Consider the following 25,446-nt stretch of genomic DNA (forward strand, 5'->3'; position numbering starts at 1 on the left):
CGTCGTGAGGGGATTGTCAAACTCATTGCAGAATCCCCTCTCTTGGATTTTCCAAGGATTTAGCAAGGGCTAAATCCAAGAAAATCCTTTCTCCCCCACTAGGGGGGAGATTAGCGCTGCGCCATGCCTTCGGACTCATGCCGGTGACGCGCAGGAACTCGCGATTGAAGTTGGATTTCGTCTGAAAACCCGCGTCGAACATGATCCGGGTGATTGGTTCGTCCGTGTCGGCCAGAAGGCGGCAAGCCTCCCTCACCCTGAAATCATTGACATACTGCGAGACGCTCATCGCTTTGACGCGATTGATAGCGGTCGAGACCTGCCGGATTGACAGACCCATTTTCCGGGCGAGCCGGTTCAGGTTGAGATCGGCATCGCGGTAGAGCGTGCGGGATTGCATCAATGTATCGAGCGAGGCAGCAATTTGCGCGTCCTCTTCGCTGGCAACAATCACCGAGGTGGCCTCTGCACCCTCTTCCGCTGCCTCTGATGGTGGCTGGCTGGTCCCCGCGACCGTCGCGGCAGTTCCCAAGATGAACAAGGCCAAAACATTGCCAAAGGCCACGATGCCCCCCGAATAGACGCCGCCGGTTTCGGCAAAATCGAGGCTGATGACAATATCGATCAAGCCCGAAGCCAATATGGAGAAGGCCGTGACCTGCAAGGCCCGGTAGGTGCTGATGACCCCATCAAGCCTCGATGAACCGAGCGCATTCGGTCCCGCCCATGCCAGCCATGTGAGCGCGATACCATAGCCGAGGAATATCAGAATGAGGGCAAGGGAAATCGGTGCGGGCCAGAAAGCGACGAACCCCACGATCAGCAGCGCCGGAAGTGCGTGCAACAACAGCAACGGCCGTTTCAGGGGTGACCGCCCCTCTCTCAGTCCTTCGAAACTCAACCAGGCGAGCGAGGGAATGATTGCGGCAAGAACCGCCTGAATCGGCAGTATCTGTAGGACGCCATAGCCCCATCGCACGCCGATCACCACAGATTGCAGCACATAGACTGCGATCAGGGCCGTAAAGAACGGATTTGGCGCATTGCCGTCATTCCGCCTGATCATCTGGACCAGCAGGATGAGGAGCAGGAAAGCAACGACAAAGGGCAATGGGACAAAGAGCATGGGCAACAACCATTGAAACTATGGACGCCACTATGTCCTGAATCGCGTTCGCGGACGACCTGAAATGCGATCGAGGTCGAAATTGCCGAAGAAAACGAGCCCCGTGGTTCCAGCGCCAATCAAGGCGGCAAGCCATGGGAATACATCATGCTCAACCTGTACGTTTCAATATTACTGCTTTTCCAAACCCTGACGCCGACCGCGGCAAGCGCTGAAGCATTCAAAGCCCCGCTCGATATCGCGCAGGTCAAAAAGGTCAGCATCACCGGCGAAGCGAGCAGTGTCGAATTCACCACCACAGACACCCTGCCCTGGTCAGTGGCCATGACCAGCATTCGATCCGGCTGGTTTTCAAACTGGACTTCGAGCTGGTTCTCCAACGCGTGCGAAACGGCCTCGACAATGGTGGTGAAGGATCAGGTTCTGCTCATCCATGTCGTCAACGCACCGCTGCTCAGCCTTTCCGATTGCGAGGTGCGCATCCGCGCCAACGTGCCGAAGAACAGCGATGTCAGCATTGAGCAGCACGCGCTCTATGCCCGCCTCTCCGGCGATTATCGTGGCATCCGCATCGATGGCAATGCGGCGGACTTTGCATTGGATGGATATGCCTCGAGCCTTGATGTTATGGGCGATGCGGTCAGAGCCGATATACGCTTCGAGCGGACGAACAACAACGAGACGATCCGGCTCAATTCGCATGCGCTCGATGCATCCCTCAGCTTCGGCAAGGATGCAGTGATCAGCTATGCCGTGAACGCCAAGGCATCCTTCATCGACAGCAAACTCGCGAATACGCCCGGCGCAAAGCCATCGATCGACATCAAGAGCGAATTTGTCCGCGCGACGATCCGGTAAGGCACGCGATCTATTTTTCTCACCCCATGCCAAACAAGGAATTATTTCGATGAAAGTACTCAAACTCTCCGCTCTTCTTGCGTTTCTTACCTTGAGTATTCTGCCCTCTTGGTCTGCTGGACTACAGCTTGTCGACGTACCCCAAGACAGCCATGGACCCGCAATCGACGGCGTTGTCTGGTACCCATGTGCCGCTACACCAATTGAAATAAAAATTGCCTCATTTGATATGATGGCCGTACGAGACTGCCCGATAATCGGGACCAAACATCCGCTTGTGGTTATCTCGCATGGTGCGGGTGGTACCTTCGGTAATTACCATGCACTTGCCGAAATGCTAGCTGATAAAGGTTTCATCGTTGCCGCCATCAATCACCCTTTGGACAGTGGCCAATCCAAGGTGAGAAACCCCGGCGATATCGCCTCCATGGTGCAGCGGCCGATGGATATATCCCGATTAATTGATTTCATGTTCTATAATTGGCCGGACCGAGCAAGAATTGACGCAGCACACCTTGGTTTTATCGGTTTCTCCAGAGGCGCTTTCACTGGGCTTGGATTGATTGGCGCTGATCCCGATTGGAATTTTCTACTCGACAATTGCCCTGTTTATCCCGGAAACCGTTTTTGCGAACAGATCCGGTCCGGTCCAATCGCTCCCATGTCTCACGATGCAAGAATCAAGGCCGCTGTCATTGCTGACTCACCCGGCGGGCCGCTTTTCACCCGCGAAGGATTGAGCAATGTATCAGTGCCGGTGCAGTATTGGGCATCGGAGCGCGGCGGCGACGGCGTATCGCCCGAAGATGCAGCAATGATTGTACAAAACCTTCCCGTTAAGGCGGATTTTCGGGTTGTCCCCAATTCCGGCCATTTCGATTTCCTTCCCCCGTGCACCCTGGAATTTGCAAAACGTACCGCCGAGGATGAACCTGAACTCTGTACTGATAAAACGGGCTTTGACCGGGCCGCTTTTCACAAACAGTTCAATGCAGATATCCTGACCTTCTTCCGCAAACATCTGGTCGAAGCTAACCAGTGAATGGATCGGTTCCGGGCTCACGAGACGGCTTCGGAACCATCCTTTTCGGCGCTGGCGAGAGCAGCGCTTGCATCCGCCGCCTCGAAGCGCTTCCATGCCCTTGCGCTGAAGGGCAGTGTGGTGAAGAAGGCGATGGTCGTGAGCGTCAGCGTCTGCCACGTATAGCTCATCAGGAACGCTACATAGACGACGATGAACAGGAAGGTCGGCATGACCCAGTCGGAACGCAGCTTGGTGCCCGCAGCCTTGCCGCTGTAAACCGGCAGACGGCTGATCATCAGGATAGCCACGCCAACCGTATAGGCGGCGGCGGCAAAAGCCAGCGTCCTTGTCGGAGCAAGACCGAGAAAGCCGAGATAGACCGGCAGCATGACCAGCATGGCCCCTGCGGGAGCCGGAACGCCGGTGAAGAAATTGTTCTGCCACAACGGCTTGTCCACCACATCCAGCATGACGTTGAAGCGTGCGAGACGCAGGCAGCAGGCGATGCAATACAGCAGCGCGGCGATCCAGCCGAAGGAGCGCGCCTGATCGAGCATATAGGCATAGAGCACGAGCGCGGGAGCAACACCGAAATTGACGATGTCCGCAAGCGAGTCCATCTGGGCACCGAACTTGGTCGATCCCTTCATCATGCGAGCGATACGACCGTCGATACCATCGAGAAACGCCGCCAACAGCACCATGGAGACGGCCAGCTCAAAGCGGTTCTCGAAAGCGAGCCGGATACCGGTCAGCCCGGCGCAGATCGCCAGAACGGTAATCACATTGGGAGCAAGATAGCGCATGGGTATGCGAGAGCTTGTCAGCCCCCGTACCTGCGGTTTCTCATCAAAGAGTGGATCGGCTTCTTGCTCGCTCATTCGGGATGCCTCAATTGATGCGGACGAGCGGAGCGCTGGCTGCACCGCCGAATTCCGCAATCACGGATTCGCCGCCGACAGCGATCTGGCCGATCGCAACGCGCGGGGTGAAACCTTCCGGCAGGTAGACATCGACGCGCGAGCCAAAACGGATCAGTCCAAAACGCTCGCCAATCGAAATCGCATTGTTCTCGTCTGCCCAGCAAACGATGCGGCGCGCAACGAGGCCGGCGATCTGGACCACCGCAACGTCGCCGTTCGGGCTTTCGATCAGGAGGCTGTTACGCTCGTTTTCGGCACTCGCCTTGTCGAGCTCAGCATTCAGGAACTTGCCTGGCTTGTGCACGATCGTTGTTATGCGGCCACGCACCGGCGCGCGATTGATGTGGCAGGAGAAGACATTCATGAACACCGAGATACGGGTCATTTCCTTGTCGCCAAGCCCGAGCTCACGCGGCGGTACAGCGGGGCCGACTGCCGATACAATGCCGTCGGCCGGGCTGATGACCAGCTTGTCGTCGATAGGTGTTACGCGTTGCGGATCACGGTAGAAATAGATGCACCAGGCGGTGAGGATAAGGCCGATCCAGAACAGCGGTTCCCAGAAATAACCCACGATGATGGTGGCTCCGGCAAAGGCAGCGATGAACGGATAACCTTCCCGATGAATCGGCACCAGGGTGTTGCGGATGGAATCGACAAGGCTCATTCGTGGGTTCCTGATTGGCCAGCATCTCATGTTCCATGAAACGGCAAGCGTTCCAATGGAATTCGCGCGTTACTTATCGGAGATTTGAAGCTTGAGCAAACTCTTCACCCGAACGGCTCCGCATCGTCAGCAAGTTTCTTTCAATAATGAATTAGATTTATGCCGGCAGTGCAGGTTTGCCACGCAGGACGATGCCGAGATCGTCCTCTTCCCGAACCTTGCGCAGCCGCTCCTCGGCCTCGGTTGCTTCGCGCTGGCGATTCCACATGGAAGCGTAAAGACCGTTCTTTGTCAGAAGCATCAAATGCGTGCCCCGCTCGGCAATCACACCGTCCTTCAGGACAATGATCTCGTCGGCACCAATGATTGTGGACAAGCGATGGGCGATAACCAGCGTCGTGCGGTTACGGCTGACAACATCAAGCGCCGACTGGATTTCATGCTCGGTCGCGCTGTCCAGCGCAGATGTCGCCTCATCCAGGATCAGAATCGGCGGGGCTTTCAGAATGGTTCTGGCAATCGCCACACGTTGCTTCTCGCCACCGGACAATTTGAGGCCGCGTTCGCCGACCATCGCATTATAGCCCTCAGGCAGGCTTTCGATGAACGGGCCAATCTGCGCCAATTCTGCAGCGTTGCGCATTTCGGCTTCTGTGGCGCTGATGCGGCCGTAGCGGATATTATAGGCGATCGTGTCGTTGAACAGGACTGTATCCTGCGGCACCATGCCGATGGCCGACCGCAAGCTTTCTTGCGTCACATCGCGAATATCCTGTCCATCGATGCTGATTGATCCGCTCTGGATGTCATAGAAGCGGAACAGCAGGCGCGACAGGGTGGACTTCCCCGCACCGGAGGGCCCGACAATGGCAACGGTCTTGCCCGCAGGCACATCGAAGCTGACGCCCTTCAGGATCGGACGCTTCGGATCATAGGCGAACTCGACATTGTCGAAATGCACAGAACCGCGATCGATCGAGAGCGGCTTGGCATGCGGTTTGTCCATCACTTCCTGCGGGACGTCGAGAAGGTCGAACATCTGCTCGATATCGGTCAGGCCCTGGCGCACTTCGCGGTAAATGAAACCAATGAAATTGAGCGGAATGGACAGTTGCATCAGCATGGCGTTGATAAAGACGAAGTCGCCAAGGGTCTGCGTTCCGGCCAAGACTTCCCTGCCCGACATGATCATCATGACGGCCATGCCGGCGCCAAAAATGACTGCCTGACCAAAGTTGAGCCAGCCAAGCGAGGTCCAGATGCGTGTTGCGGAAACTTCATAACGCGCCATCGCCGCATCGAAGCGGCTCGCTTCCATCGCCTCATTGCCAAAATATTTGACGGTCTCGAAGTTCAGGAGCGAGTCTATCGCCTTGGAATTGGCGTCCGTGTCGGAGGCATTCATGTCGCGGCGGATATTGATGCGCCAATCGCTGGCGCGAACTGTAAACCAGGTATAGAGCCAGACTGTCGCAACCACCACGGCGAGATAGGACAGGCCATAGGTAACGGCGAAAATGACGGCGGTCATCAGGAACTCGATGATCGTCGGCGCCGTGTTCAGGATGGTAAACCGGACAATCGTTTCAATGCCCTTCGTGCCGCGCTCAATGATACGGGAGAGCCCGCCGGTACGCCGCTCCACATGGAAGCGCAGCGACAGATCGTGCATATGCACGAAAGTTCTGTAGGCGAGTTTTCGCACGGCGTATTGGCCGACGCTGGCAAAAAGCGCATCGCGAAGCTGGTTAAGTCCCGCCTGGACGACACGAGCCAGATTATAGGCAGCCACCAGCATCAGCGGCCCGATCAGCAGAACGGGCACGAGTTCCGAGCCCTCGAATTTTCCATTCAGCGCGTCCGTTGCCCATTTGAAGAAATACGGAACGAGGATCAGGACGACTTTAGAGACGATCAGGAAGACGGTTGCCCAGACAACGCGCATCCGCAGGTCGGGACGTTCCGTTGGCCACATATAGGGCCAGAGATTGCGAATTGTCTGGAGCGTTTTTCCAGACTCGGCTGAGACAGTTTTATTGGCCACTGTTAATCCTTGAGGCTGGCTTCGGGCTGCGGCAGCGCCGCTTCCTGAACAATTGTAGCTGGCGGACAGCAAAGATTGGCCAAGTCGCCCACTAGCGATGCGACATCGGCAAAGGCTTCCGGATTGATGCTGTAATGCGAGCTCTGGCCCGACGGCCGGTACAGAACAAGACCCGCGTCGACAAGTATCTTCAGATGTTGCGACACGGTCGATTGCGCCAGATCGAGCTGCGCGACAATGTCCTTGCAGCAGGACGCATCAAAGCAAGCAAGCTGGCGGACAATGCGTAACCGCGCTGGATGGGCCAGCGCGGCAAGGACACGCGCCATTTCTGCGTCTGTTACAGATGGGTCAGATCGATTGCTGCACTTCATCGTTCATCGGCGATAAACGATATAATTTTCCAGTGCAAGCAGAAAACGCAAACGGCTTTTCTGCAAAGCGAATGTTTGCTGCTCGATTTTGCTATTGAGCCGCCGGCTTGTCCTTCTCCGGCAAGGCGAAAACCTGTCCTGGGTAAATCATATCCGGATTGCGGATCTGTTCCTTGTTGGCCAGGTAGATCGTCGTATAACGCATTCCCTCGCCATAGGTGCGCCGGGAAATCCGCCAGAGATTGTCGCCGCGGCGGATGATCACCGAGCCATCAACACTCTTGAGCGGCGCTTCGGGACTGGCCGATTGCGGCGCCTGTGCATCCGTTTGCGGCGCAACTGCCCCTGTCGCGGTCTGCGTACCGTCGACCGAAGGCGCCGGGGTTGCAGATGCCACCGCCGATACGCGCTCGCCGGCTTCGCGTTTGAACGGAACCGCTGCCCGGGCGGCGACGGTCACGCCGTCTTTGCCGATCATATCAGCCCGGACAATATAGTCGCCAACGGCCAGTTCGCGGACCGTCTGTACAAGGAAACGGCCGTCGGGCGTTGTCTTCGTGATACCGAGCAAATCGTCATTGGCATAGACCTTGACTGTCGAGCCTGCCTCGGCTGTCCCGGCAATGAATAACTTGTTGCCCTCGATTTCCACAGCCTCAACCGCAATACGCGCCTTTTCAGCGGGTGCGACCGCGGGTTTGTCACCCTTTGGAGCAGCGGCCATCGCCGTCTCGGCCGGCGCTGTGGCTGGAGGTTCGATTGCTTGCGGCTTGGTAATCATACGGCTTGGCTGCCCGGATTGCTCCACAAGGGCCAATACCTGGCCAGTCTTTGTCTCGGGAATTGATACGATCGCCGTTTCAAGCGATGTCATGGCGGTGCCATCAGGCGTCGTTGAACGCAACACAAGCTGATAGTCGCCGGGCTTTAGCGGATCGTCCAGCACGATGACGAAGTCGCCGGCCTCTGATGATTTTGTCGAGCCGATCACATTGGAGCGGGAAAGAAGATCGACCGTTGCATTCTTGCCGGCTTTGCCAGCGATGACTATTGCGCCGGAGGGTTCAACACGCAAAACGTCAAAGGTAGGGGCGCCGGGTTGGACCTCTGCCGCCTCACCTTGGGGCTCGGCCGTTGCCGGAGCAGTCTGCGCGGGAGCAGTTTGCGCTGCTGGAGCGCTCGCGTCTGGTGCGGGCGTCGTCGGAGAAATTGCCGCCTGCTGCTGAGGAGCAGGTTCGGCAGGCGGTGTCTGCGCAGTTCCGCTTACTGGCGCGACCGGTTTGTCCAGAGTTGGCTTACCTGGAAGATATCCCATATAGGCAGCAGCGAGGCCCACAGCAACGACAGCACCAAACCCCAAAACCGCAAATTTATTGTTGATCATTGTTCCCCGATCCTCTTGTTCTTTTTGCTCTAGCGCCTTTTGTCCTACGCTACAAGAAAACCCTTTAGATTCAGCCCTATTCTTTAGACTTACTAACGGAAAGCTGCGACCTGAACATTTTGTCGCCTTTGTATCGGGCTTGACGTTTTGCGATGCACAAGGCACCACTCATCGAATGAGCCAGATTCGATCCATTTGTGTCTATTGCGGTTCCTCACCGGGCCGCGATCCGGTTTACAAGCAAAGCGGCAGGCTGCTCGGCAAGTCTATCGCTGAGCACAAGCTTGAGCTTGTCTATGGCGGCGGCACCAAGGGCATTATGGGCGCGGTCGCAGACGGCGTCATGTCTGCGGGCGGCAAGGTCACCGGAATTATCCCGAAATTCCTGATGAACAAGGAAGCCACGGAACACGCGCTTGGCCAGCTTACCGAGCTGATTGTCACCGAAGACATGCACGAGCGCAAGCATAAGATGTTCGAGCGTTCAGATGCTTTCGTCACCTTGCCCGGTGGTATCGGTACTGTCGAAGAAATCGTCGAGATCATGACCTGGGCGCAGCTTGGACGTCACAGGAAGCCGATGGTTTTCGCCAACATCAACGGTTTTTGGAATCCCATGCTGGCGCTGATCGATCACATGAAGGCGGAAGGTTTCGTGCATACGTCACATTTGGTCAATCCGATTGTGGTAGACGGGCCGGAAGACATTGTGCCAGCGATCCTGAACGCCGCATCAAGGGGCGATCGGGAAGGCAACGAAGCGATTATCGAGCGGCTATAGAGACAAAAAGGGATCTCATGGTGGACACTTTACCCTCCGATCCCTTATCCAGCATCAAGAAGCTCCACAATGATGATTTCGTCATAACTCATGGTTTTGACGCAGACGGCACGCTTCTGCAGCAGGCCGCAACCCCTTCGAACACTGTCTGGACATGGAAGAGTTATGCTCTCGCCGATGCGCGGGCACGGCGCTCCCTTGAGACAGACGAGAGTTTGCCAGAGATGGTCCGCGAGGCATTTCTCTCGTCAGGCGATCAATACCAGATCAGCTTTGAAGATGGCTGGCTCTTTGGTGAATTGCCCGATTTGCAGCATGAGCATTATGGCGACCCGCGCGAACTCGGCTATTTCCGTTTTGCCTTCAACGACAGGCTTTTCATTAGCGGCCGCCGCCATCCTCTCCAGTCCGTCGATGATGTGCGTCAGTCCATCGGTCGCGGTAAGGTCAAGCCGGCAACACCCATCGCCCTGTTCAACGCGATCTTCCGCCGCTTTCTCGAGCTTCTGAAGGCGGAAATCGCCAAGCTTTCCGAAACGCTCGATTCAATCGAGGATCACATCGTTGGCGAGAGTTGGCAGGGCGAACGCGAACGGCTTGTGCCGGTCAGGCGCCAGATCGTTGTCTTTCACCGCTATCTGACGGCGGCGACAAGTCTGTTCCGGCATATCGATCATGCGGATCGCCGGGCCCTTCCCGAGGATCTGGACGATCTGATCGAAGGGCTATCACGCCGCGCAGAGACGCTGCATGCTGAAGGCGACCAGTTGCAACAGCGTGCGCGGTTGCTGCAGGATGAACTCATGGCGAAGTTGACCGACCAGTCGAACCAGTTCCTCTATGTCCTGTCAGTGATGACCGCGGTGCTTTTGCCAAGTACCGTTATCAGTGGTCTTTTCGGGATGAACACCGGAGGTCTGCCGCTGGCAAGCAGCGAGCACGGATTCTGGATTGTCGCCCTCGTGGCGCTGGCGATTTCCGCAATGGTGTATCTTCTGGTTCGAAAGATCGGCGGATCGCGGAATTAGGCTGTTGCAGCCAGTCGTACCTTGCGTGCGTCGTGCAGCATGGACCAGGTATAGATCGCGAGGGCAGACCAGATCAGGGCGAAAGCAATGAACTGGATGTGCGAGAATGGCTCACCGAAAATAAAGATTGCGCTCAAGAAAACGATCGTCGGCGCGATATACTGCATCAAACCAATCGTTGTGTAGCGCAGGAGCTTTGCGCCAAAAGCATAGAGAATGAGCGGCACGGCCGTTGCCGGTCCTGCGAACAACAGAAGACCGATGTCATGCGCATTGCCATTGAAGAAATGGCTCGTGCCCTGCGATACCGTCCAGAATATGAAGCCGAGCGACGGGATCGACAGGAGCAGAACCTCCAGCATGAAGCCCTGTGTAGGACCTATCGGCAAAGTCTTGCGGAAGAAACCGTAAAAACCGAAGCTGAAGGCGAGCACCAGCGAAATCCACGGCAGACCGCCGGAATACACCGTCAGCAGGATGACAGCGCAGGCTGCCAGCGCAACCGCCACCATCTGTGGTTTTGACAGGCGTTCGCCCAGAAAAATGCCGCCAAGAACGACATTCACCAGCGGGTTGATATAATAGCCGAGTGCCGTATCGATCGCATGGCCGCTGCCAATTGCCCAAACATAGGTTCCCCAGTTAAGGGTGATGAGCGAGGCCGTCAGCGTCGCCATTGCGAGCATGCGCGGGGTGGTCAGCGCGATTTTCAGGTCGCCGAACAGGCCAAGCCACCAGAGTAGTGCACCGGCAATCGGAACGGACCAGATGATACGATGGGCGACCACTTCCATTGCCGGCATATGGGCAACGGATTTCAGGTAAAACGGCAGAATGCCCCACAGCAGATAGGCTGCGAGCGCGAAAATGAAGCCCTTCTTTCCATCCGACATGCCAGCGGTAGTTTCGTGTGTCACAAGTGTCGCGCTTACAGCTGGACTATGGTTGATCTGCTCGGTCATGACGCGAAGTCGTATTCTTCGCGTCCCCTGACGTCCATTGAATTCGGCTGATCAATCCATCAAGACAGTTGATGTTTTTTTCGTCATTCCGGGCATTATTTGTGCAGTTACCAGAGAGAATATCGCTATTCCGCAGCGATTTTGCCCGCCAAGTCGCGATTTTTCATCAGTTTATAGACAATCGAGTCCATCAGTGCCTGGAAGGACGCATCGATGATATTGTCGGAGACACCCACCGTCCACCAGCGCACATTGCTGGAATCGGTCGACTCGATGAGGACGCGCGTGATGGCTTCCGTGCCGCCATTGAGGATGCGCACCTTGAAATCCGCCAATACCAAATCGTCGATCTCGTGCTGATAGCGGCCCATATCCTTGCGCAGCGCAAGATCGAGTGCATTGACCGGACCATGTCCCTCGGCGACAGACATGCGCGTCTCGCCATCGACTTCCACACGGACCACCGCCTCCGAGACAGTCTTGATATTGCCATTGGCATCGAAGCGCCGTTCGACCATGCAACGGAAGGATTCGACCTTGAAGAACTCCGGCACGGTGCCCAGCGTGCGCCGCGCCAGAAGTTCGAAGCTCGCATCGGCGCCCTCATAGGCATAGCCTTCGGCCTCGTGTTCCTTGACCAGCGCAATCAGCGTGTCGAGGCGCGGGTCTGACTTGGCTACAGGTATGCCGCGGCGCTCCAGCTCATTGATGAAATTGGATTTGCCGCCCTGGTCGGAGACCATCACCTTGCGGCGATTGCCAACGGTTTCCGGCGGCACATGTTCATAGGTCGCCGGTTCCTTGACCAGAGCCGACGCATGAATGCCGGCCTTGGTGGCAAAGGCGGAGCTGCCGACGAACGCGCCTTGCGAATTGGGAGCCCGGTTGAGCAACTCGTCAAAGCTGCGCGAGAGGCGGGTAAGCCCCTGCAATTTCTCCAGGCTGATGCCGGTTTCGAAGCGATCCACCCAGGCAGGCTTCAGCATCAGCGTCGGGATGATCGTCACCAGATTGGCATTGCCGCAGCGCTCGCCGATGCCATTCAGCGTGCCCTGTACGTGGCGAACGCCGGCATCGATCGCGGCTAGCGAATTGGCAACCGCCTGCTCCGTATCATTATGGGCATGAATGCCGAGATGATCGCCGGGAATGAACTTGGTTACCGTGCGGACGATTTCTGCCACTTCCGCTGGCTGCGTGCCGCCATTGGTGTCGCAGAGAACGACCCAGCGGGCTCCGGCGTTGTAGGCAGTTTTCGCACAGGCAAGCGCATAATCCGCATTGGCCTTGTAGCCATCGAAGAAGTGCTCGCAATCGACAATGGCTTCCTTGCCCGCTTCGACAGCAGCTCTGACGGAAGCATCTATGGATTCGAGGTTTTCCTCATTGGTACATCCGAGCGCCACACGGACGTGGTAGTCCCAGCTCTTGCCGACGAAACACACCGTATCGGCCGCCGAGCGAATGAGTGCGCCGAGGCCTGGATCATTGGCAGCAGATACGCCTGCGCGCTTGGTCATGCCGAAAGCCGCAAATTTCGCGCGTTTCGTACGTTTCTCAGCAAAAAATGCGGTGTCGGTGGGGTTGGCACCAGGGTAGCCGCCCTCGACATAGTCGAAACCGAACTCGTCCAGCAAATCGGCAATGACCTTTTTGTCCTCGACCGAAAAGTCGATGCCCGGCGTCTGCTGGCCATCACGCAATGTCGTGTCGAAGAGATAGATCCGTTCCTTGGTCACTTGTCCGCCTCCCCTTGCGGCCCCGATGGCGGCCATTGATCCGTGTCGTGGTCGGGGTGCTGATAGGATATCATTGTTTTCAGGAATTCTGCCGATTCCGGGTCTCCCTCGGAAGTATATCCCGGTAGTGTCGACAAACCATCGACATAAGGCAGCTTGCCTTCGAGGCCCCATTGAATGGTCGGGGCTAGTTCCTCCGGATGATCAAAAGCAGCAATCGCAAGCGCCATGCCGTCGGGCGCCTCATAAGTCAGCGGGGTTCCGCAGTTCGCGCAGAAGCCGCGCTTGACGTGGTTGGAGGATTGAAACCGCCTGGGCTCGCCCCTGGTCCATTGAAAATCTGTGCCGCGAACCGATGTCAACGGCGCAAAAAAGTTGCCGAATGCTTTCTGGCACATGCGGCAATGGCAGATCGATGCATCACCGAGCTTGCCTTCGACGCGAAAACGGATCGCACCGCACTGACACCCGCCGGTATAGATCGGCTTGTTGTCGAGACTCATGATGGATGTCCCTTTCGGATCTGATCAACTGTCGCAACTATGTGCTGGCATGCCCCTTCGATATCACGCAGCACATCATCGTTCCAAAATCGCAAGACGTTCCAGCCGTCGCGTTCCAAGCGCTGGGTTCTCTCTTGGTCGTATATCAAATTATGATCATCAGCATGCTGGGATCCGTCTAGCTCGATAATTAGACGGACCGAGGGACATGCAAAATCGACTATATATCCAGCAATCGGCATTTGGCGCTTGAATGACAGCCCCATCAGGCGATGCGCGCGAAGCGAATTCCAAAGTTTCAACTCTGCATCTGTCAATGCGTGACGCATAGATTTGGCATTTTTGCGTATTCTTGAAGGAACAGGCGTATGAGACGGCATGTTCATTCACCCCCCTCTGTCCTGCCGGACATCTCCCCCACAAGGGGGGAGATCGGCTTGCACCAATATTGATGCCAATCTCCAACGTTGGAAATTGGCGAAAGCACCTATGCCATCTGATCTCCCCCCTTGTGGGGGAGATGTCCGGCAGGACAGAGGGGGGTGAGAAGCACAAACATTCATCGCCTCACCTCCCAGGTCGTGATGCGTTCGCCCGTTGCCGGATCCTTGCCGTCCTTCAGCTGAATACCTTTCTCCAGCAGTTCATCGCGGATGCGGTCGGCTTCAGTGAAGCTCTTGGCTGCGAGCAAGGAAAGGCGATTACGGATCTTGACTTCGATTTCATTCTCAAGCTCTGTCGAAATTGCTTCCGCACTCAGGTCAATACCCAGCAATCCAAACACTGCACGATAGTCCGCTGGATCGAGGACGCGTGACTTCCTGATCGATGCCAGCCAGTTGATCAGGCTTGGTGTTGCCAGATCGTCTGACAGGATGTCAATCGCCTCATCCGGAATCACACCGACGCCGGCATCGCCCACATATTCGCGGGCTTTAGCGAGGATGTTTTCCGCCTCTTCCAGCTTCCGCACGCTGAAGTCGATCGGCTCGCGATAGTTGGTCATCAACATCGCAAGGCGCAGCACCTCGCCCTGCCATTTCCGGTCGCCAAATACCGTCGTCTCGAGCAATTCGTGGATCGTCACGAAATTGCCGACGCTCTTTGCCATTTTCTGACCTTCGACCTGAAGAAAACCGTTATGCATCCAGACATTGGCCATGCGGTCCGTGCCAAGCGCGCAGCAAGACTGGGCTATCTCATTCTCATGGTGCGGAAAGACCAGATCGATACCGCCGGCATGGATGTCGAAGATATTCTTCATCGGATCATCGCATTGCAGACCGCCGCCGAACGGCTCCAGCAGTTTGGCCATCGCCATGGCCGAGCACTCGATATGCCAACCCGGGCGCCCAAGACCATCGATGCCGGCGGGCGAAGGCCAGCCCGGCTCATCCTGCTTGGACGGCTTCCACAAGACGAAATCCATCTCGTCGCGCTTGTAAGAGGCAACATCAACACGTGCGCCCGCCAGCATATCGTCAAATGAACGGCGGGCGAGCAGACCGTAACGCGGCCCCTTGGCAGCATTCATTGCCGAGGGCGAGAACAGCACATGCCTATCGGCCACATAGGCAACACCGCGCTCGACGAGACGGTCGATCATTGCGACCATTTCGGCGATGTATTCCGTTGCACGCGGCTGGTCCGATGGCTGCAGATTGCCGAGTGCGGCAACATCGGTCTGGAATTGCCGGTTGGTGGTCTCGGTGACTTTTCGGATAGCCTCGTTCAACGGCAGATCCGGATAATCACGGGCAGCCCGCGCATTGATCTTGTCATCGATGTCGGTGATGTTGCGCACATAGGTGACCTGGTTTGTCCCATAGATATGGCGCAACAGACGGAACAGCACGTCGAAGACGATCACTGGCCGGGCATTGCCGATATGGGCGTAATCATAGACCGTCGGGCCGCAGACATACATGCGCACGTTTTCCGGATCGATCGGCTCGAAGATTTCCTTCGTGCGGGTGAGCGTGTTGTAAAGGCTCAGTTGTTGCGGCATGGCGGTTGTCTCAAACTCGGGTTCAGATATTCAGATTCATACCAACGCGCTGGTCTGCTGACCGGAGTGTTTCGCATCTTTGTACTTGAATTTTGAGACGAAAACGGCCGGGCCAGCAGAGCGCTAGCTGATAATGATCCGACAGGTAATAATAATCGTGACGGGCAACGTTTTCATGCGGGCATTTATGGTCGAGAGCGCGCCAATCGTCAAGAGTCGATCACCACAACCTCGGTGTTGCAATTTTGTCGCCTCGGCGATGGTTAATCCAAATTAACCGAATAGCCTAAAATCCTCCCGGAAAGTGCCTTTTTTCCGGCCAATTTGACCGGGAATCCTGTGACTTGAACTAAGGGGAATAGGCCCCGCCAAAAGGACCAGACCATGACAAACAACCAACAAACGGCGAAGCCGCGCGAAAGCGCCCGCGCCGACAATCTTGCCTCACAATACCGAGCGATTGGCCCTGCCGCGATTCTGGCTGCCGTTCTCAGCACAGTACGCCAGCGTCCACAGCTGAAGCTCGCCTCAATTGTGCAGGAAACGGACTAACAGGCTTAACGCAATGCCGGCCATGACGAGGCCAATCAGAACGTCAAGCACACGCCAGGCAGCCGGCCTCGCAAATACCGGCTGCAGCAGTCTCGCACCATAACCGAGACCAAAGAACCAGATGAAGGATGCAAGCGCCGCGCCTGCGCCGTAAGCCGCGCGGTTGACACCTTCGAAGCGCGCCGACAGGCCCCCAAGCAAGACCACCGTATCCAGATAGACATGCGGGTTGAGGAAGGTCAGCGCCAGAACGGTGCCGATGGCCACCTTCAAATTGCCGTTGCCCGAGGTCGCCGCTCGCAGCACTTCCGGGTGGAATGCGCGCCGGAAAGCAATAAAAGCATAACAGAACAGAAATGCGGCGCCGCCAAGCGTCACGAAGGAGATCAGCTTTGGCGATTGCGCAATCAATGTGCCGAGCCCGGCAACGCCAGCGGCAATCAACAAGGCATCGGAAAGTGCGCAGATCAGGCTCAGGGTAAAGACGTGCTCGCGCAGCAGCCCCTGCCGCAAGATGAAGGCATTTTGCGCGCCGATGGCGATAATGAGGGACGCGCCAAGAAGGAAACCGGAGAGTGCGGCTGAAAACATCGGGTGGGTATCCTGGAAAATAGTTGGGGTTGGAAACCTAGAACAATTTCATCTGGTCGTCAGGCTCTGGAGGTTTGGCCCGCGCCGGTTTCTTGCGCTCTTCCAGAGTTTCAGCAACCCGCTCCTGAATCTCCGGCCCGGTGTTGGCAAAATTGTTGACCTTGTCCGAGACGGGGATAGCCTCGAAGAAATCCGCCTGTGCCGGCTTCATGAGATCGGCGACGTGGCGGGGCTCCTGCGTCTTGCAATCGAGCCAGCGGGTGAAATCCTTCTGCTCGATCACCACAGGCATGCGGTCATGGATAAAGCGCAGATTCGCGTTGGCGCCCGTTGTCAGGATCGCCCCTGTATCTATTTCCGAGCCTTCCGCATTGGCCCATGGCTCATAGAGACCGGCGAAGGCGACAATCCCGCCATCTCGCGGCCTGATCCAATAGGCCTGGGCTTTCTTGTCGCCAGTCCGGCGCCATTCGTAAAAGCCCGAGGCCGGGATCAGAGCACGGCGATGGCGCATCGCGGCCTTGAACGAGGCTTTTTCGATGGCCGTTTCCGAGCGGGCATTAATCATCAGCGGATAGTTTGCCGTATCCTTCACCCAGCCCGGAATGAAGCCCCAACGTACGAGCAGCGCCCGGCGGTTCGGACGATTGCTGCCGGGTGGCGGTGTTTCACCGCTGACCACCATGAGGATCGGCTGCGTTGGGGCAATGTTATAGCGTGGGGGAAATGCCTCTAGTTCCATTAGGTCGAACCAAGCTTCGATTTCTTCCGGGGTTCCGAGGAGGGAAAAACGTCCACACATGCAATTGAGGCCTGATTAGATTTGGGACTGGCGATCATCCGCATTTGCGGTGCCGGGTCAAGTATCGTTACCCTTGTCAAAATCGCTGTCACGACTTACCCCTGAGATATGGACCAGATTCCCCTTTCCGCAACTGTCGATGGTGTTTCGGCCGTCTGTATTCGCGATGGAGCTTTCCTGCTCGTCGAACGCGGACGCGAACCATCGAAGGGCTGGCTGGCATTTCCGGGTGGGCGACGCGAGGAAGACGAGACGCCGCAAGACGCGGCCATCCGCGAGCTTTACGAGGAAACCGGCATTGTCGCGACCGGGGTCTCTTACCTCACCACGGTGACATTCGACTATTCCACGCCGGAATTCCCGTCGCCCAAACCGTTCCGCCTCGCCGTTTTCCTGGCTCACGATCCAACGGGCGAGGCCGTCGCCGCCGACGATGCAGCAGCCGTCCACTGGTTGCGGGTTGATGAGATGGCGGCTTTCGATGTGACGGAGAGCGTATTGGAAGTTGCATACGATCTTGCGAGCTCGTTCGAAAGTTGAGGGTATTAACCATCAACGCCTTGAAGGCGCCTTGCTTTCAAGCAACATGCCTTCTTGAGGGGAATCGAGAGCGGAGCACATCCAAATGGAATCGTTCTGCCGGAGGGAATTCGTGGACAAGGTCAAGGGGTTTGGCGAGGCCGATGTCTTTCCATCGGACGACGCCGAAGCCCGACGGATTTGGCCGAATTCACCCGGCCCCTTCGGGTTTCCGGCTGGCGGACACCCACTTTGTCAGGCGGCTTCGTCCGATGCACAAACATCGGCCTCGCCACCTTCCGCGTGGATTGTCTCGCCATCCGAGAAACAGAACTGGTTCCATTTGAATGTTCTCCGCTCTAAGGCTCAAGGTTATTTCGTGCGTCGCATAGGATTGATCACAGCGTTTTTGGCAGTCATTGTCGCAGCGGCGCCGGCTCATGCGGTCGATCCCCTGTATGAAGCGAAGCTCGTTCGCCTCGCGGAAGTGCTTGGGTCAATCCACTCATTGCGTAATCTTTGTGGTGAGAAGAGCAGTCAGTGGCGCGATCGCATGGATTCACTGCTTCTGGCGGAAAATCCTGACCCTGCGCGCAAGGCGCGGCTGATCGCAAGCTTCAACCGTGGATACCGCACATTCAACGAGACGTACTCGACCTGTACGAGCCAGGCGATTGCGGCGATTGACCGCTACCAGAGCGAAGGAATGAGACTTTCTTCTGAGATCGTATCGGGCTATGGAAATTAACCAGGCTTTAACTGTTGGAGCCAATGAACCGCATTTTAAACAAAACGTATGGTATTGTTTAGCGGTAGTTTAAGAATTGGCCTCGGCCAAGGATGGTATATCATGAACATGACATCGACGGACCTTGATAGGTTGGTTGCAGAAGAAAAAAAACTGGTTGCGATCGAATATCAGAACGAAGTCTGGGCAGATGGCACGCTTGAAGGTATCGAACCCGAAATTATGGCCGAAGCCGCTTTCGCAACCGCGTTGACCGAATTGATCCGCGATAACGGGGAAGTGTCTGCACTGGCCTTGCTTGAAGTGCTGCGTGAACGTATTTCTGCGGGTGAGTTTTCATCGAATCGCGTTCTGCAATAGTTCAACACCCGGGTGATCCTGCATGCTTGAAAAGCACTTTTCCGCTTCTGCGATCGCCAGAACCAGTTTTTTAGCGGCGGCGGTCTGTGCTTTCAGCATTCCCGCTTTTTCGGCGGGTGCCGATGTACCGGTTCAGCTCGCCCTGAGCGAGATCAAGAAAGAAGATCTTCCCAAAGCTGCTGAACCAGCGCCAGCCAAGCCGGGCGCCGAGCAAAAGCCTGCAGGAGAGGCGCAAACCCCGCCAGCCGCTGCCCCCGAAAAGCCTGCCGCCGCGCCGGAAAATCCTGCGCCAACGGATGATGCCGGCACAGCCGCGACCAATCCAGCCATGCCGAATGCCAAGGATGGCGCGCCTGTTCCCCAGGTCGAATACGACGTCAGCAAGCTGCCCTTCCCCGTGCAGAAAATGCGCGAGCTCATACTCACCGCCGCCAAGTCCGGTTCGATCGAGGCGCTTCGTCCACTGATCGGTTCCGGCGATGACGTCACCATGCTGTCGCTGACTGATATAGACGGCGATCCGCTTGCCTTTCTGAAGAGCCTTGCGGGTGACCCGGACGGCCAGGAAATATTGGCCATTCTCGTCGACGTGCTGGAGTCGGGCTACGTCCATCTTGATGCGGGTACAGCAGACGAGCTCTATGTCTGGCCATATTTCTTCGCCTATCCGCTCGACAAGCTCGACGCGAGGCAGAAGGTGGAGCTCTTCCAGATTGTCACCGCCGGCGATTATGACGAGATGAAGCAGTTTGGAACCTATGTGTTCTATCGCCTCGGGATCACCCCGAAGGGCCGGTGGCGGTTTTTCGTTACGGGCGATTGAGACGCCTTCCAAAAACCCTTCTTTCAATTTCAAACTGTCTTTTGGCTCTTTCGTGGTGAGACGTTTCAGCATGTCCAGGTTACGCGTTGCAGTTCTGTTTGGTGGCAAATCAGCCGAGCACGATGTTTCGGTTATGTCGGCCAGAAACGTCGCCCAAGCTATCGATCAAGAAAGATATGATGTCGTCCTGATCGGGATTACGCGCCAGGGCCGATGGTTGCTTATTAATGGCGAATTTCCGCAATCTGTTCCCGAGGACGGTGCACAGATCAGCTTTCTGCCCGGCGGCAAGGGGCGAACCCTTGTTCTTCCGCAATCCGGCTCCGCCTATGAAATAGCGCCTGTGGATGTGCTGATGCCGGTCCTGCATGGCCAGTTCGGTGAAGACGGCTCTGTTCAGGGTTTGGCGGAAGTCGCAGGCATAGCCTATGTCGGATGTGGCATTTTCGGTTCGGCGGCAGCCATGGACAAGCACCAAGCCAAATGCTTGCTGGCCCAGGCAGGTTTGCCGGTGGCACGCGGCGTAACTATCAACCGGCAAGATTCGCCGGATATCGAAGCGATTTCACGCGATTTGGGTTGGCCAGTCTTTGTCAAACCTGTGCGACAGGGCTCCTCCGTCGGGGTCAGCAAGGCCAGGACAACCGAGGAGCTCCGATCGGCCATCGATAATGCCTTGCAGTATGACAGCCGTGTTCTGATCGAAGAATTCATCGAGGCACGCGAATTCGAATTGGGTGTCCTCGAAGGTGAGGACGGCACTTTGCGCGTATCAGTTCCGGGCGAAATCGCCCCCGCTGCGGCACATGGTTTCTACTCTTATGAGGCGAAATATATCGACGCCGACGGCGCTGCGCTGTTCGTGCCGGCCCATATCGGGGAAAGCACCGCAACCGCCCTTCAGGACATGACGAAAAGAGCGTTCATTGCGCTGGGTTGTGAGGGAATGGCGCGTATCGATTTCTTCCTGCGCGCCGATGGGCAGGCGTTTATCAATGAAATCAATACGATACCTGGGTTTACTGATATCAGCATGTATCCAAAGATATTCGCAGCAAGCGACGTGCCCTATCCGGAATTGATCGATCGGCTGATCCGCCATGCCCTGAAGCGGGCTGCCTAAAAAGATTTTTGCGAATAATCCGCTTCGATGTCACGTTCGGTAACGCTGTCTCGTCTTGTGTTCAGGCAACTGAATGCCAGACAAGGAGAGATATCATGAAGGCAAGACTGAACCCCTACAACCACGAAGCCACCATCAAGCCGATGCTCAAGATGGAGGAGAGCGTCGTCAATAGCGGGCTGGAAATGAGCCTCATCGAGCTCGTCAAGATGCGGGCTTCGCAGATCAACGGCTGCGCCTTCTGCCTGGACATGCATTCGAAAGATGCGCGCAACAAGGGCGAGACTGAACAGCGCCTCTATCTGCTCAACGCCTGGCGGGAATCTCCGCTCTACAGCGAGCGCGAACGCGCTGCCCTCGCCTGGACGGAGGCATTGACGCTGGTCGCCAAAACCCATGCGCCGGACAGCGACTACGAGACGCTGAAGGAACATTTCACCGAAGAGGAGATCGTCAAACTGTCCATGCTGATCGTAACCATCAACGGGTGGAACCGCCTGGCCATCGGTTTCCGCTCGATCCATCCGGTAGCAAAAGACCGTGCCGCAGCCTGACAATTCGGCTGAGACGTTCAACCGCCTCAGGCCGCGGCTGATCCGCATTGCCTACCGCATGCTCGGATCGGTCGCGGAGGCGGAAGATATCGTTCAGGAAGGTTTCATTCGCTGGCACCAGGCCGACCGGTCCGAGGTGCGCAGCGAAGAAGCCTTTCTGGTGCGCACCATCACGCGGCTTTGCCTTGATCATTTGAAATCCGCACGCGTTCGAAGGGAAACCTATGTGGGAAACTGGCTGCCGGAGCCGATATTCGACCCAAGCGAAGAGGAGTCGGACAGCGACATCACCCTGACGCTGATGATGGCCCTGGAGCGGCTTTCGCCGCTTGAGCGCGCGGCGTTCTTGCTGCACGACGTCTTCGGGCAGCACTTCAACCAGATCTCCGAAGCAATTGGCCGCGATCCGGCGACGTGCCGCCAACTTGCGAGCCGGGCGCGAAATCATGTCCAGCAGGCCAAGCCGCGTTTTCCGGTGTCGGATGAACAGGGTCAGAATATTGCAAAGGCCTTCTTCAACGCCTCACGCAGCGGCGACATGCAAGCGCTGCAATCTCTCCTGGCGGATGATGTGGTCATGTATGCCGATGGCGGTGGCATTCGTCCTTCCACGATCAACCCCATCTATACGATGGCCAAGGTTGCGCGCTTCTTCGATGGAATTGCCCGCCACGTTGAGTACAAGTTCCCGCCCCTCCTGCATGAGGGGATGATCGACGGGCTGCCCGGTTTCGTCACAACCGAGTTCGATGGCATCCCGCAGACAACTGCGCTCGAAATCGAGAACGGCAAGATCAAGACGATCTATATCGTGCGTAATCCGCAAAAACTCGGCCATCTGGCATTTGCGAAATCATCGCCTCAGGGTACAGCTTGACGAATTTCACTCAATGGACGGTGCCCATGACCAAGCTGACGATGTATCAAGTCGACGCCTTCACAACTGAACTCTTCAGCGGCAATCCTGCCGCTGTACTCGTTCTGGATGACTGGCTTCCCGACGCGAAGATGCAGGCGATCGCAGCCGAGAACAATTTGACCGAGACGGCTTTTGTGAAACGTAATTCCAGTGGCTGGGATTTGCGCTGGTTCACGCCTTTAAACGAGGCCAATTTCTGCGGTCACGCTACACTCGCCACGTCGCATGTTCTGGCGCACGAGCTTGGCGTTGAGGGTGAACTGGCTTTTGAAACGCGCGTTGGAACACTGCGGGTCAATGGAAAGAATTCAGCTTATCAGCTTGATTTTCCGAGTTTTTCACCAGAACCAATTAGCGAGATGTCGCCACTATTGAGGGAAATCGTCGGCGAAAACGCACCGGCATTCAAGAACTTCGAAAATCTGTTCGTCGAACTGGAAGACGAGCAGGCTGTATGCGATTTCATCCCGGATCTGCCGAAGATCACGGACCTTGGTCCCTTTGGTCTTGTCGTCACGGCCAAAGGAAACGAACATGATTTCGTCTCGCGCTATTTTGTGCCTTATGCTGGTATCCCGGAGGACCCGGTGACGGGATCGACCCATTCCACATTGGTGCCCTACTGGGCGGAAAAGCTCGGCAAAACCAGCCTGTCAGCCTTTCAGCGCTCGAAGCGCGGCGGGCACCTCCTTTGCAAACTTGCCGGTGACCGCGTGCTTATAACCGGATCGGCAGTCACCTTCATGAAGGCCGAGATTTATCTGGCCTGAGGCAACGCCTCTCCAAACAACACGGGTTCGCCCTGCGAAGGCGTGACGATCTCACCTTCCCACATGATTTTGTGGCCGCGGATGATGGTGCCGACGGGCCAACCGGTGACCGTCTTGCCGTCATAGGGCGTCCAGCCAGCCTTCGAGCCTACCTGCGCATTGGTGATGGTTTCGCGGCGCTTCATATCGACGATCGTCAAATCGGCATCATAGCCGACCGCGATGCGACCCTTGCGCGCCATGCCGAACAGCCGGTTCGGGCCGTGCGAACTCAGATCGACAAAGCGCTCGATTGACATGCGGCCTGCATTCACATGGTCGAGCATGATCGGCACCAGCGTCTGTACGCCGGTCATCCCCGAGGGCGAGGCCGGATAGGGTTTTGATTTTTCTTCAAGCGTATGCGGTGCGTGGTCGGAGCCAAGTACGTCAACAATCCCCTGCCCGATACCCTTCCAGACGCCGTCGCGATGGCGCGCATCGCGCACCGGCGGGTTCATCTGCAGCAGCGTTCCAAGCGTCGCATACTGGCTGGCATCAAGCGTCAGGTGATGCGGCGTCGCCTCGCAGCTCGCGACGTCCTTGTGATCTTTCAGGAAATCGATCTCTTCGGCCGTCGAGATATGCAGGACGTGAATGCGCGCACGAGTCTCGCGCGCGATCCGCACCAGCCGTTCGGTGCATTTGAGTGCAGCGATCTCGTCACGCCATACCGGATGAGACGAGGGATCCCCCGGTACGCGCAACCCTTCGCGTTCGCGCAGGCGGAATTCATCTTCCGAATGGAAGGCAGCACGACGGCGCGTATTTTTGAGGATCGAACGCACGCCCTCATCATCCTCGACGAGAAGATCGCCAGTGGAGGAGCCCATGAACACCTTGATGCCGGCGGCGCCGGGCAATCGCTCAAGCTCGGCAACATCATTGGCATTGTCACGCGTACCGCCTACCCAGAAGGCGAAATCGCAATGCATGCGATGTTGGCCGCGCCGTACCTTGTCTTCAAGCGTTTCGGCGGAGGTGGTCAGCGGCTTCGTGTTGGGCATTTCAAAGACTGCGGTGACGCCGCCGAGAACAGCAGAGCGCGAACCACTTTCCAAATCTTCCTTGTGTTCATGGCCCGGCTCGCGGAAATGCACCTGGCTGTCTACGACACCGGGCAGTATATGCAGGCCGGTGGCATCGATGATCTCGCCCGCTGAAGCGCCGCCAAGATTGCCTATGGCAGCGATGCGGCCGTTCGTGATGCCGATATCGCGCAACCCGACGCCATCCTGGTTGACGACAATGCCGCTTCGATAAATCGTGTCGAACGTCTGAGCCATTTGCTTGTCCTCCAGCCTTGCGAACCCGTCTCCAGCGGATTACGTAACAGGGACGCGAAAGGCAAGGGTGATGCAATGCCATCGGCAAGTTTAAACGGAAGAGCCGTCCTCAACGTGACCGGCGAGGATGCTGAAGATTTCCTCCAGAACCTGATTACGACCGATCTCGACACACTTGAACGCGGCGATCTGAAACCCGGCGCCTTGCTCAGTCCGCAAGGCAAGATCCTCTTCGAATTCCTCGTTTCGCGCCAAGGCGATGGATTGCGACTCGATGCCTTACAGACTTCCGCGGACGACCTTTTGAAGCGATTGACGCTCTACAAACTGCGCGCCAAGGTGCAAATTGCCGTGGATTCTGAATCGTTTGTTGAGGTTGCCTGGGAAAGTGAGTCAGAGCTTTCGGAAACTGAATCAACGGTGCACGACCGGCGGTTTCCCGATGCGTTGGATGTCAGACGTCAATACGGGGGGGAGCGGGTGACAGAGGGAAACGAGCTGGCGTGGACTGCCCTTCGCATCGCCCATGGCGTGGCAGAAGCCCCGAACGATTACGCGCTTGGCGACGCCTTCCCGCATGACACCAATTTGGATCAAACAGGTGGTGTCTCGTTCAAGAAGGGCTGCTTTGTCGGTCAGGAAGTGGTCTCACGCATGCAGCATCGCGGCACGGCGCGGCGGCGTATCCTGGTTGCGACTGGTACATCGGACTTGCCAGCAACTGACACCCCAATCACCGCCAATGGCCGCGAGATCGGCACGCTCGGCAGTATCGCCGGAAAAAGCGGGCTCGCGCTTGTGCGCATCGACCGGGTGAAAGACGCCATGGATAGCGACACACCGATTCTGGCAGGAGAGATTGCCATTCATCTTGCCATTCCGCCCGAACACCGGTTTACATTCCCGGAGGCTACGCAAGAGGCCTGATTGGGGAATATT

28 protein-coding genes are annotated in these 25,446 nt (G+C 56.8%); 14 read left to right on the top strand and 14 right to left on the bottom strand.

What is annotated here, in order from left to right:
* Positions 1-22: 22 nt before the first annotated feature.
* Positions 23-1,126 carry a helix-turn-helix domain-containing protein gene (locus tag BLM14_RS11550; protein ID WP_099999493.1) on the bottom strand — a complete coding sequence of 368 codons (1,104 nt, stop codon included), beginning with the start codon at positions 1,124-1,126 and terminating at the stop codon, positions 23-25.
* A 147-nt stretch (positions 1,127-1,273) separates the two neighbouring features.
* Here BLM14_RS11550 and BLM14_RS11555 point away from each other — a divergent pair, with 147 nt between their 5' ends.
* Positions 1,274-1,984 carry a hypothetical protein gene (locus tag BLM14_RS11555; protein ID WP_099999494.1) on the top strand — a complete coding sequence of 237 codons (711 nt, stop codon included), beginning with the start codon at positions 1,274-1,276 and terminating at the stop codon, positions 1,982-1,984.
* Positions 1,985-2,033: 49 nt separating this feature from the next.
* The gene (locus BLM14_RS11560) at positions 2,034-3,026 is read left to right on the top strand and encodes an alpha/beta hydrolase family protein (RefSeq protein WP_099999495.1); all 993 of its coding nucleotides are present in this window, start codon (positions 2,034-2,036) and stop codon (positions 3,024-3,026) included.
* A gap of 17 nt (positions 3,027-3,043) precedes the next feature.
* Here the strand turns inward: BLM14_RS11560 and pssA are convergent, their stop codons facing one another.
* From pssA to BLM14_RS11585, 5 genes are all read right to left on the bottom strand, one after another.
* The gene (pssA, locus tag BLM14_RS11565; RefSeq protein ID WP_418314179.1) at positions 3,044-3,889 is read right to left on the bottom strand and encodes a CDP-diacylglycerol--serine O-phosphatidyltransferase; all 846 of its coding nucleotides are present in this window, start codon (positions 3,887-3,889) and stop codon (positions 3,044-3,046) included.
* 10 nt (positions 3,890-3,899) lie between these two features.
* On the bottom strand, positions 3,900-4,598 hold the full coding sequence (locus tag BLM14_RS11570) for a phosphatidylserine decarboxylase (protein ID WP_099999496.1): 699 nt from the start codon (positions 4,596-4,598) through the stop codon (positions 3,900-3,902).
* 157 nt (positions 4,599-4,755) lie between these two features.
* Entirely contained in the window at positions 4,756-6,642 is a 1,887-nt protein-coding gene (locus BLM14_RS11575; protein ID WP_099999497.1) for an ABCB family ABC transporter ATP-binding protein/permease, read from the bottom strand.
* 2 nt (positions 6,643-6,644) lie between these two features.
* Positions 6,645-6,971 carry an ArsR/SmtB family transcription factor gene (locus tag BLM14_RS11580; protein WP_099999498.1) on the bottom strand — a complete coding sequence of 109 codons (327 nt, stop codon included), beginning with the start codon at positions 6,969-6,971 and terminating at the stop codon, positions 6,645-6,647.
* Positions 6,972-7,107: 136 nt separating this feature from the next.
* Positions 7,108-8,400: a LysM peptidoglycan-binding domain-containing protein gene (locus tag BLM14_RS11585; RefSeq protein WP_099999499.1), complete on the bottom strand. Its 1,293-nt coding sequence runs from the start codon at positions 8,398-8,400 to the stop codon at positions 7,108-7,110.
* A gap of 175 nt (positions 8,401-8,575) precedes the next feature.
* On the opposite strand from BLM14_RS11585, the gene BLM14_RS11590 reads away from it, so the two are divergent.
* Together BLM14_RS11590 and BLM14_RS11595 are read left to right on the top strand one after the other, a co-directional pair.
* Positions 8,576-9,181, top strand: coding sequence for an LOG family protein (locus BLM14_RS11590; protein ID WP_099999500.1), 606 nt, complete (start codon positions 8,576-8,578; stop codon positions 9,179-9,181).
* Between the two features lie 20 nt (positions 9,182-9,201).
* Complete coding sequence (locus BLM14_RS11595; RefSeq protein WP_157929522.1) at positions 9,202-10,209, top strand: CorA family divalent cation transporter; 1,008 nt, start codon at positions 9,202-9,204, stop codon at positions 10,207-10,209.
* On the opposite strand, the gene rarD is transcribed toward BLM14_RS11595, so the two are convergent.
* From rarD to cysS, 5 genes are all read right to left on the bottom strand, one after another.
* Complete coding sequence (gene rarD, locus BLM14_RS11600; protein WP_418314180.1) at positions 10,206-11,171, bottom strand: EamA family transporter RarD; 966 nt, start codon at positions 11,169-11,171, stop codon at positions 10,206-10,208. The two genes, BLM14_RS11595 and rarD, sit on opposite strands and share 4 nt — an antisense overlap.
* A gap of 125 nt (positions 11,172-11,296) precedes the next feature.
* On the bottom strand, positions 11,297-12,910 hold the full coding sequence (cimA, locus tag BLM14_RS11605) for a citramalate synthase (RefSeq protein ID WP_099999502.1): 1,614 nt from the start codon (positions 12,908-12,910) through the stop codon (positions 11,297-11,299).
* Positions 12,907-13,413, bottom strand: a complete 507-nt coding sequence (locus tag BLM14_RS11610; RefSeq protein WP_099999503.1) for a GFA family protein — start codon at positions 13,411-13,413, stop codon at positions 12,907-12,909. Before BLM14_RS11610 ends, cimA begins: the two co-directional genes overlap by 4 nt.
* Positions 13,410-13,799, bottom strand: coding sequence for an endonuclease domain-containing protein (locus BLM14_RS11615; RefSeq protein WP_418314181.1), 390 nt, complete (start codon positions 13,797-13,799; stop codon positions 13,410-13,412). Before BLM14_RS11615 ends, BLM14_RS11610 begins: the two co-directional genes overlap by 4 nt.
* 173 nt (positions 13,800-13,972) lie before the next feature.
* Complete coding sequence (cysS, locus tag BLM14_RS11625; RefSeq protein WP_099999505.1) at positions 13,973-15,421, bottom strand: cysteine--tRNA ligase; 1,449 nt, start codon at positions 15,419-15,421, stop codon at positions 13,973-13,975.
* A 384-nt stretch (positions 15,422-15,805) separates the two neighbouring features.
* Between cysS and BLM14_RS31525 the strand changes: the two genes are divergently transcribed.
* Positions 15,806-15,973, top strand: a complete 168-nt coding sequence (locus tag BLM14_RS31525) for a hypothetical protein (protein WP_099999506.1) — start codon at positions 15,806-15,808, stop codon at positions 15,971-15,973.
* Here BLM14_RS31525 and BLM14_RS11635 read toward each other — a convergent pair.
* Both BLM14_RS11635 and BLM14_RS11640 read right to left on the bottom strand, forming a co-directional pair.
* Positions 15,950-16,564 carry a LysE/ArgO family amino acid transporter gene (locus BLM14_RS11635; RefSeq protein WP_099999507.1) on the bottom strand — a complete coding sequence of 205 codons (615 nt, stop codon included), beginning with the start codon at positions 16,562-16,564 and terminating at the stop codon, positions 15,950-15,952. The genes BLM14_RS31525 and BLM14_RS11635 overlap by 24 nt on opposite strands.
* A 37-nt stretch (positions 16,565-16,601) precedes the next feature.
* Entirely contained in the window at positions 16,602-17,366 is a 765-nt protein-coding gene (locus BLM14_RS11640; RefSeq protein ID WP_099999508.1) for an SOS response-associated peptidase, read from the bottom strand.
* 108 nt (positions 17,367-17,474) lie between these two features.
* Between BLM14_RS11640 and BLM14_RS11645 the strand changes: the two genes are divergently transcribed.
* The 8 genes from BLM14_RS11645 to BLM14_RS11680 all read left to right on the top strand — a co-directional run bounded on the left by BLM14_RS11645 (position 17,475) and on the right by BLM14_RS11680 (position 23,182).
* Positions 17,475-17,906: an NUDIX hydrolase gene (locus BLM14_RS11645; RefSeq protein ID WP_099999509.1), complete on the top strand. Its 432-nt coding sequence runs from the start codon at positions 17,475-17,477 to the stop codon at positions 17,904-17,906.
* A 358-nt stretch (positions 17,907-18,264) separates the two neighbouring features.
* Positions 18,265-18,633 carry a TIGR02301 family protein gene (locus tag BLM14_RS11650; RefSeq protein ID WP_100001233.1) on the top strand — a complete coding sequence of 123 codons (369 nt, stop codon included), beginning with the start codon at positions 18,265-18,267 and terminating at the stop codon, positions 18,631-18,633.
* Positions 18,634-18,735: 102 nt separating this feature from the next.
* Positions 18,736-18,993, top strand: a complete 258-nt coding sequence (locus BLM14_RS11655; protein WP_099999510.1) for a hypothetical protein — start codon at positions 18,736-18,738, stop codon at positions 18,991-18,993.
* A gap of 22 nt (positions 18,994-19,015) precedes the next feature.
* Positions 19,016-19,816: a hypothetical protein gene (locus tag BLM14_RS11660; RefSeq protein WP_099999511.1), complete on the top strand. Its 801-nt coding sequence runs from the start codon at positions 19,016-19,018 to the stop codon at positions 19,814-19,816.
* Between the two features lie 70 nt (positions 19,817-19,886).
* Positions 19,887-20,939 (top strand): D-alanine--D-alanine ligase family protein, encoded by a 1,053-nt coding sequence (locus BLM14_RS11665; RefSeq protein ID WP_099999512.1) that lies wholly within the window; start codon positions 19,887-19,889, stop codon positions 20,937-20,939.
* A gap of 95 nt (positions 20,940-21,034) precedes the next feature.
* Positions 21,035-21,493 (top strand): carboxymuconolactone decarboxylase family protein, encoded by a 459-nt coding sequence (locus BLM14_RS11670; RefSeq protein WP_099999513.1) that lies wholly within the window; start codon positions 21,035-21,037, stop codon positions 21,491-21,493.
* Positions 21,480-22,370, top strand: coding sequence for a sigma-70 family RNA polymerase sigma factor (locus BLM14_RS11675; protein WP_099999514.1), 891 nt, complete (start codon positions 21,480-21,482; stop codon positions 22,368-22,370). The genes BLM14_RS11670 and BLM14_RS11675 overlap by 14 nt, the downstream gene beginning before the upstream one ends.
* A 26-nt stretch (positions 22,371-22,396) precedes the next feature.
* Positions 22,397-23,182 (top strand): PhzF family phenazine biosynthesis protein, encoded by a 786-nt coding sequence (locus tag BLM14_RS11680; RefSeq protein WP_237143337.1) that lies wholly within the window; start codon positions 22,397-22,399, stop codon positions 23,180-23,182.
* On the opposite strand, the gene BLM14_RS11685 is transcribed toward BLM14_RS11680, so the two are convergent.
* The gene (locus tag BLM14_RS11685) at positions 23,170-24,507 is read right to left on the bottom strand and encodes a dihydroorotase (protein ID WP_099999515.1); all 1,338 of its coding nucleotides are present in this window, start codon (positions 24,505-24,507) and stop codon (positions 23,170-23,172) included. The two genes, BLM14_RS11680 and BLM14_RS11685, sit on opposite strands and share 13 nt — an antisense overlap.
* A 75-nt stretch (positions 24,508-24,582) precedes the next feature.
* On the opposite strand from BLM14_RS11685, the gene ygfZ reads away from it, so the two are divergent.
* The gene (gene ygfZ / locus BLM14_RS11690; protein ID WP_099999516.1) at positions 24,583-25,434 is read left to right on the top strand and encodes a CAF17-like 4Fe-4S cluster assembly/insertion protein YgfZ; all 852 of its coding nucleotides are present in this window, start codon (positions 24,583-24,585) and stop codon (positions 25,432-25,434) included.
* Positions 25,435-25,446 lie beyond the last annotated feature (12 nt).

This window comes from Phyllobacterium zundukense (assembly GCF_002764115.1).
GTDB classification, from domain to species: Bacteria; Pseudomonadota; Alphaproteobacteria; order Rhizobiales; family Rhizobiaceae; genus Phyllobacterium; species Phyllobacterium zundukense.

Excerpts from the sequence above, each read along its gene's own strand:
- BLM14_RS11550 (WP_099999493.1), bottom strand. The coding sequence starts at position 1,126 with ATGCTCTTTGTCCCATTGCCCTTTGTCGTTGCTTTCCTGCTCCTCATC.
- BLM14_RS11555 (WP_099999494.1), top strand. The coding sequence starts at position 1,274 with ATGCTCAACCTGTACGTTTCAATATTACTGCTTTTCCAAACCCTGACG.
- BLM14_RS11560 (WP_099999495.1), top strand. The coding sequence starts at position 2,034 with ATGAAAGTACTCAAACTCTCCGCTCTTCTTGCGTTTCTTACCTTGAGT.
- pssA (WP_418314179.1), bottom strand. The coding sequence starts at position 3,889 with ATGAGCGAGCAAGAAGCCGATCCACTCTTTGATGAGAAACCGCAGGTA.
- BLM14_RS11570 (WP_099999496.1), bottom strand. The coding sequence starts at position 4,598 with ATGAGCCTTGTCGATTCCATCCGCAACACCCTGGTGCCGATTCATCGG.
- BLM14_RS11580 (WP_099999498.1), bottom strand. The coding sequence starts at position 6,971 with ATGGCGCGTGTCCTTGCCGCGCTGGCCCATCCAGCGCGGTTACGCATT.
- BLM14_RS11585 (WP_099999499.1), bottom strand. The coding sequence starts at position 8,400 with ATGATCAACAATAAATTTGCGGTTTTGGGGTTTGGTGCTGTCGTTGCT.
- BLM14_RS11590 (WP_099999500.1), top strand. The coding sequence starts at position 8,576 with ATGAGCCAGATTCGATCCATTTGTGTCTATTGCGGTTCCTCACCGGGC.
- rarD (WP_418314180.1), bottom strand. The coding sequence starts at position 11,171 with ATGACCGAGCAGATCAACCATAGTCCAGCTGTAAGCGCGACACTTGTG.
- BLM14_RS11610 (WP_099999503.1), bottom strand. The coding sequence starts at position 13,413 with ATGAGTCTCGACAACAAGCCGATCTATACCGGCGGGTGTCAGTGCGGT.
- BLM14_RS11615 (WP_418314181.1), bottom strand. The coding sequence starts at position 13,799 with ATGAACATGCCGTCTCATACGCCTGTTCCTTCAAGAATACGCAAAAAT.
- cysS (WP_099999505.1), bottom strand. The coding sequence starts at position 15,421 with ATGCCGCAACAACTGAGCCTTTACAACACGCTCACCCGCACGAAGGAA.
- BLM14_RS31525 (WP_099999506.1), top strand. The coding sequence starts at position 15,806 with ATGACAAACAACCAACAAACGGCGAAGCCGCGCGAAAGCGCCCGCGCC.
- BLM14_RS11635 (WP_099999507.1), bottom strand. The coding sequence starts at position 16,564 with ATGTTTTCAGCCGCACTCTCCGGTTTCCTTCTTGGCGCGTCCCTCATT.
- BLM14_RS11640 (WP_099999508.1), bottom strand. The coding sequence starts at position 17,366 with ATGTGTGGACGTTTTTCCCTCCTCGGAACCCCGGAAGAAATCGAAGCT.
- BLM14_RS11645 (WP_099999509.1), top strand. The coding sequence starts at position 17,475 with ATGGACCAGATTCCCCTTTCCGCAACTGTCGATGGTGTTTCGGCCGTC.
- BLM14_RS11655 (WP_099999510.1), top strand. The coding sequence starts at position 18,736 with ATGAACATGACATCGACGGACCTTGATAGGTTGGTTGCAGAAGAAAAA.
- BLM14_RS11660 (WP_099999511.1), top strand. The coding sequence starts at position 19,016 with ATGCTTGAAAAGCACTTTTCCGCTTCTGCGATCGCCAGAACCAGTTTT.
- BLM14_RS11665 (WP_099999512.1), top strand. The coding sequence starts at position 19,887 with ATGTCCAGGTTACGCGTTGCAGTTCTGTTTGGTGGCAAATCAGCCGAG.
- BLM14_RS11670 (WP_099999513.1), top strand. The coding sequence starts at position 21,035 with ATGAAGGCAAGACTGAACCCCTACAACCACGAAGCCACCATCAAGCCG.
- BLM14_RS11680 (WP_237143337.1), top strand. The coding sequence starts at position 22,397 with ATGACCAAGCTGACGATGTATCAAGTCGACGCCTTCACAACTGAACTC.
- BLM14_RS11685 (WP_099999515.1), bottom strand. The coding sequence starts at position 24,507 with ATGGCTCAGACGTTCGACACGATTTATCGAAGCGGCATTGTCGTCAAC.
- ygfZ (WP_099999516.1), top strand. The coding sequence starts at position 24,583 with ATGCCATCGGCAAGTTTAAACGGAAGAGCCGTCCTCAACGTGACCGGC.